This window comes from Endothiovibrio diazotrophicus, assembly GCF_054657215.1.
In genome coordinates, this window is record NZ_BAAHXB010000187.1 from 1 (window position 1) to 5,340 (window position 5,340).

Annotated in this window: 6 protein-coding genes; 2 read left to right on the plus strand and 4 right to left on the minus strand. The window is 65.7% G+C overall.

Annotated elements, in window-relative coordinates; genetic code table 11:
* Positions 1–103 precede the first annotated feature (103 nt).
* Positions 104–628, minus strand: a complete 525-nt coding sequence (locus ACYQ2W_RS25050; protein WP_459873561.1) for a GbsR/MarR family transcriptional regulator — start codon at positions 626–628, stop codon at positions 104–106.
* 452 nt (positions 629–1,080) lie between these two features.
* On the opposite strand from ACYQ2W_RS25050, the gene ACYQ2W_RS25055 reads away from it, so the two are divergent.
* A complete protein-coding gene (locus ACYQ2W_RS25055; protein WP_459873565.1) occupies positions 1,081–1,341 on the plus strand; it encodes a hypothetical protein in 261 nt (86 codons plus the stop codon).
* 16 nt (positions 1,342–1,357) lie between these two features.
* Here the strand turns inward: ACYQ2W_RS25055 and ACYQ2W_RS25060 are convergent, their stop codons facing one another.
* Both ACYQ2W_RS25060 and ACYQ2W_RS25065 read right to left on the minus strand, forming a co-directional pair.
* A complete protein-coding gene (locus tag ACYQ2W_RS25060; RefSeq protein WP_459873567.1) occupies positions 1,358–2,800 on the minus strand; it encodes a sensor domain-containing diguanylate cyclase in 1,443 nt (480 codons plus the stop codon).
* Between the two features lie 259 nt (positions 2,801–3,059).
* Entirely contained in the window at positions 3,060–3,584 is a 525-nt protein-coding gene (locus tag ACYQ2W_RS25065; protein ID WP_459873569.1) for a rod shape-determining protein, read from the minus strand.
* Between the two features lie 141 nt (positions 3,585–3,725).
* Here ACYQ2W_RS25065 and ACYQ2W_RS25070 point away from each other — a divergent pair, with 141 nt between their 5' ends.
* Positions 3,726–4,721 carry an Rpn family recombination-promoting nuclease/putative transposase gene (locus tag ACYQ2W_RS25070; protein WP_459873571.1) on the plus strand — a complete coding sequence of 332 codons (996 nt, stop codon included), beginning with the start codon at positions 3,726–3,728 and terminating at the stop codon, positions 4,719–4,721.
* A 100-nt stretch (positions 4,722–4,821) separates the two neighbouring features.
* Here ACYQ2W_RS25070 and ACYQ2W_RS25075 read toward each other — a convergent pair.
* On the minus strand, positions 4,822–5,340 hold a 519-nt coding region (locus tag ACYQ2W_RS25075), incomplete at its 5' end, for a hypothetical protein (protein ID WP_459873573.1).

Below are 5,340 nucleotides of genomic sequence, written 5' to 3' on the forward strand. Positions count from 1 at the left end.
TGCGGCGGGAGGGCAGGAGGCCCGGAGCCGCCGGCTGCGCACCGCGTCTTGTCCTGGCACTTCTGGGGGGCGCTGATGACCGATTTGTGGGTAAAGGGCAGCGCTAGCGCTCCATCAGCTTCGCCACCTTGCCACCCATTTTCATCAGTTTCATCAGCACCGGCCGCGGCAGTCGCTTCATCTGCTCATACCAGCCGGTGAGCCCCTCCACGAAGCCGAGCACCGCCTCGATCCGCTCCTGCACCTCGCGCTCCGCGCCCCGCTTGCCGCCCCCCTCCATCACACATTGGCGCAGCACCGTCAGGGTCGGATCGATCTCGCGGCGCTTGCGCTCCTCGACGATGGTGAGGAAGAGGTCCCACGGGTCCTTCAGCGACTCGAAGTGGTCGCGCCGATCGCCCAGCACATGCACCGTCTTCACCAGCCCCCACCCCTGCAACTCCTTGAGGCTGTTGCTGACGTTGGAGCGCGCCACCCCCAGGGTGTGGGTGATCTCCTCGGCGTTGAGCGGCTCCGGGGAGAGATAGAGCAGGGCGTGGATCTGCGCCACGGTGCGGTTCACCCCCCAGCGGGAGCCCATCTCCCCCCAGTGGAGGACGAACTTCTCGGTGACCGGGGTCAGCTGCATTGGATTTCCCTTATTTCTGTTTTTACAGAAATTAGAAAACAAATTCCCATCCGTCAAGGCGGAAGACGAAGCGCCCCCGTATCGGCGACCAACTATCCACTGTAGGAGCGGCCCCGGGCCGCGATGGCGCCGCGTCCGCACCTGCCTCCTGCCGGAACGAGGCGCCTCACTCCACACCGCTCGCTGCCCAAGGGTCGCTCCCACAGGTGAAGCACCACGGTTTCGGCGAAACACCGCCCCGCCCCCCACTCCCCCTCCCGACGAACGGTCCCGGCACCGCCCCCGACGGCCAACCGGAGAAAGAAATTCATTACAATAAATTTCTAAAAACATTAAGTTACGGTCAATATCTACCAAATGACTTGAAATAAAAGCGGAGCTCCTCTATACCTCGACAACGGGCCCGCAAAGGCGCCCGGCCAAACCATGCTCAAACGGGGAGGGGATCGGAGATGCAGCGCTATTTCATCCACTGCTTCCTGCACGCGGAGTCCAGGGGGATGCGTGTCATCTACGTCGGCAAGTGTGAACAGGAGGAGGCGGAGGCCCGCTTCGAGCAGGCCACCCGCGAATGCAGCGAATTCGAGCTGATCAGCCTCCACGACGGCAGCGGCCGCGAGATCCGCCGCCGCAACACCCCTCCCGCCGAAGCGTCACCGGCACGCCCGCTGCGCACCTGGATGAGCGTGCGGCTCTGGCCGCATCCTGCCTAGCCCTTCGGGGAGACGACTACCCCATCACCGCCCGATTGCGTCCGCGCCGCTTCGCCTCGTAGAGGGCCTGATCGGTGCGATGGAGGAACTCCTCGGCGAGTTCGTCGCCGACGCGCTCGGCAACACCGAGGCTGACGGTCACCGTCACCCGGTCGCCGCCGACGGCGATCTCGCGCTCCTCCAGCGTCGCGCGGATCCGCTCGGCCAGCTCCTGCGCCTGGTCGAGGGCGCAGTCGGGGAGCAGCAGCAGGAACTCCTCGCCGCCCCAGCGGCAGATGGTGTCGGAGTCGCGGATCATGCCGCGGACGATGTGGGCCACCCGCTGGATCACCCGATCCCCCACCAGGTGGCCGTAGGTGTCGTTGACCCCCTTGAAGTGGTCGATGTCGAACATCAGCAGCGACAGCGGTTGCGCCTTGCGCCGGCCGGCCTTCAGTGCCTTCTCGTAGAGCACCTCGAAGACCTGGCGGTTGGTGACGCCGGTGAGCTTGTCGGTGGCGGCCATCTCCTCCAGTCGCCGCTGGTAGCCGCCGAGGGTGAAGTAGGCCAGCGCGAGCACCACCGCGGTGACCGCCACGCTGAGCAGCAGATTGCCGACCAGCGTCTGCAGCAGGCGCCGCTGGGCCGGGTCCTCCTCCTGCTCCACCATCAGGTACCACTTGAACTCCGGCACCAGCCGACTGTTGAGGTAGACCGTCCGCCCATTGCGCAGGAAGGTGAACGAACCGCCGGGGGCGGCGAGGACGCGGGTGGCGATAGCCTCCATGCCGGGGCGTTGGCGGATCGAGGTGGGACCGTCGAAGTCGGGACCGTGGAGGGTCACCTCCCCCTGGCGGTCGATGAAGTAGACGCGGCGGCCGAAGCGCTGCTGATAATGCTCCACCAGCCGCTTCACCATGGCCACCGCCAGCCCGACGCCAGCGACGCCGATGAACCGGCCGTGGTAGTCGTAGACCCGGTAGTTGACGAACACCGTGGTGGTGGTGCGGTCGGCGGTATCGGTATCCACGTTCACCTCGTACTCCTCCCCCGGCGGCAGGGCGCGGGCGCGGAAATACCAGGCGTCCTCCGGGTCCCCCTCGAAGATCTGCTTGAGGATGCCGTTGGGGTGGTAGTAGTTGCGGGTGTGCTCGGAGATGAAGAAGGCGGTGACGGTGCCGTAGCGGGCCTGGATCTCCTTCAGGTAGCGGATCAGCGGCTCGGGGTCCTTCTCCCCGGCCAGCGCCCAGTCACGCAGGAAGGTGTCGTGGGCCATCAGCGAGGAGATGAAGATCGGCCGCAGCAGATCCTGCTGGATCTCCGAATAGATGTTGTCGCTGGTCAACGGCAGGGCGTTCTCCGCGATCTGCTCGCTCACCGAGTCGTAGGCCACCCGATAGCCGATCAGGCTGGTGGCGAGGAATCCGCCCAACAGCAGGACGGAGAGGATCAGCACGAACTTCTTGCGGTCACCCAACATACGGAAACGGGTCCTCGACGAAACCTCCGTCACGAGTGGCGCCGAACAGCACCCTGTGCAGAAGAGGTCCATGCATCAAGGCCCGCTTCCACTGCGGACCTGCCGAAAAGAGGAGATTCTACCCCGTCGAGACGCTCCCCCATAGGCCCCGCAGCACCCGAGCCGAACGGGATAAACCCTTCGAAAAGGGTGAAGCCACCCTACCCCCGCTGCTTCCGTTTCCGTCGCCGCGGTAGCGACGACCTACGGCCCACCCACCTCACCGGCGCACCGCGCCGGGAGGCTTGGTCAACCAGTGATCCCCCGGATAGCGTCCGCGACGTATCGCCTCATCGCTCAACTCCGGCCCATCCCACACCGCCACCTCCCGCGCCCCGGCGCCCGCCGCGAGTTCGCACAGCGCCCGCAACTCCACCTCGGTCAACCCGCCCTCGAACGGTTCGCTCACCTGGATGATCATCGACGGCGACGGGCGCAGCAGCGATCCTGCGCGGTAAACCCGATGAATGAAGTGCTGCAAGGTCTTCTCCGCCACGTTGAAGTCACGGATGATGGTGCGCGGATGGTCGAAACCGTTGACCAGATCGAAGTCCTCCCCGCTACGCAATGCCTCCTGCTCCGCCGCCCTTCCCACGCCCAGGATGCGCTTGCGTCCATCCCGGCTGATCGCCACCAGCGGCACCTCGTCGATCCGCCGCCCCGAACCGGTGTCGCGCAACACCAGCCGCTTGCGCTGCAACAGGAGATAGCAGGGAGGGGAGAAGAAGAGATCGCGAAGGTTCATCGAAGTTTCCTGAAACAGGGCGCAGCCTCCCACCGAACCCGTGGAAGCCGACGTGGGATCACCGGTATACCAGAATTCTCCCAATTGATTGGAATGCAGCACAAAACGTATATTTTAAGAGGATACAAATCGGGAATTCCGATGACCACCCACGACACCGGCTACAAGCACCTCTTCAGCCATCCGGAGCTGGTGCGCGACCTGCTGGAGGGGTTCGTCCATGAGCCCTGGGTGCAGGAGGTGGATTTCACCACCCTCGAACGGGTGGCAGGAAGCTACGTCAGCGACGACCTGCGCGCGCGGATCGACGACATGGTCTGGCGGGTCCGGCTGAAGGGGCGGTGGGTCTACGTCTATCTGCTGCTGGAGTTCCAATCGACGGTAGACCCCTTCATGGCGGCGCGCCTGCTCACCTATCTCGGGCTGCTCTACCAGGACCTGATTAAACAGGACCGGCTGAAACCCGGTGATCGCCTGCCGCCGGTCCTCCCACTGGTGCTCTACAACGGCCGCCCCCGCTGGAACGCACCATTGGAGGTCGGCGAACTGATCGAACCGGTGCCCGGCGGACTGGAAGCCTACCGCCCGACCTTCCGCCACTTGGTGCTGGAGGAGCGCCGCTACACCGAGGAGGAGCTGGCCCCGCTGAAGAACCTCGCCGCCGCCCTCTTCCGGCTGGAGAACAGCCGCTCCCCCGCCGACGTGCTACGGGTGACCCACGCCCTGCGCGACTGGCTTGCCGCCCCGGAGCAGACCCGTCTGCGCCGCGCCTTCGCCATCTGGATCGCCCGGGTACTCCTGGTGAGCCGTTCGCGGGGTGCTATAGAATTATCGAATCCGGATGACCTACCCGAGGTGGAGAGCATGCTCGCAGAAGATACCGACGACTGGACCCTCTCCTGGCGACAGGAGGGAAAAGCGGAAGGGCTGGCAGAAGGGTTGGCCAAAGGCCGCAAGGAGGGAGAAACCACCCTGTTGAAACGGCTACTCTCGCTGCGTTTCGGCCCCCTCCCGGAGTGGGCCGCTCGGCGTCTGGAGGAGGCCCCGACGGAAGCGCTGGAACGGTGGGGAGAACGCATCCTCGAAGCGGAGACGCTCGAAGAGGTGTTTGGGGAAAAGGTAAAAGGTAAAAGGTGAAAGGCTAAAGGGAAGAGGCCGTGCCTCTCCCCCCCCCCCCAGCCCACACGATACCAACGATCGGAGGATGCAGAACGAGGGTCCTTTGACCTTTGACCTTTCACCTCGCGTCGTCGACACCCGCCAACGCCGCCACCGCCTCCACCGAAAGCGCAACGATCCCGGCCACCTCCTCCGCCGGGAGCCCCTTGGCCAACAGGGTTCGGGCGATCTGCCGACGCTCCTCCTCGCGGCCTTCCTCTCTGCCTTCCTCTCTGCCTTCCTCTCTGCCTTCCTCCCGCCCTTCCTCCCTGCCCTGCGCCACCCCGCGCTCCCACGCCCCCTCCGCCAACAAGCGGCCCCAGCGCTCCACCGCCTCCGCGTCATCCAACGCCGGGGCCGGCGGCGGGGCCGCGTCGTCGCCGTAGGCCGGCACCGCCGGCAGCGTCCCCACCGCCTCGGCGCCGAAGACCCCCTCCAGCAGCTCCCGGCTGGCCGCCAGCACCCGGCCGGCCAGGTCGAGCACCTGCCCGCGCAGCACGCCGAGCTGCCCGTCGCTGATCCGATACTCCTTCGAGTAGCGCGCCTCGATGTAGGCGCGCTTGAGCAGATCGAAGCGCTCGTGGTCGTCGGGTGCGCT

Bases quoted from the DNA above. Each gene is read 5' to 3' on its own strand.
- ACYQ2W_RS25050 (WP_459873561.1), bottom strand. From the start codon at position 628: ATGCAGCTGACCCCGGTCACCGAGAAGTTCGTCCTCCACTGGGGGGAG.
- ACYQ2W_RS25055 (WP_459873565.1), top strand. From the start codon at position 1,081: ATGCAGCGCTATTTCATCCACTGCTTCCTGCACGCGGAGTCCAGGGGG.
- ACYQ2W_RS25060 (WP_459873567.1), bottom strand. From the start codon at position 2,800: ATGTTGGGTGACCGCAAGAAGTTCGTGCTGATCCTCTCCGTCCTGCTG.
- ACYQ2W_RS25065 (WP_459873569.1), bottom strand. From the start codon at position 3,584: ATGAACCTTCGCGATCTCTTCTTCTCCCCTCCCTGCTATCTCCTGTTG.
- ACYQ2W_RS25070 (WP_459873571.1), top strand. From the start codon at position 3,726: ATGACCACCCACGACACCGGCTACAAGCACCTCTTCAGCCATCCGGAG.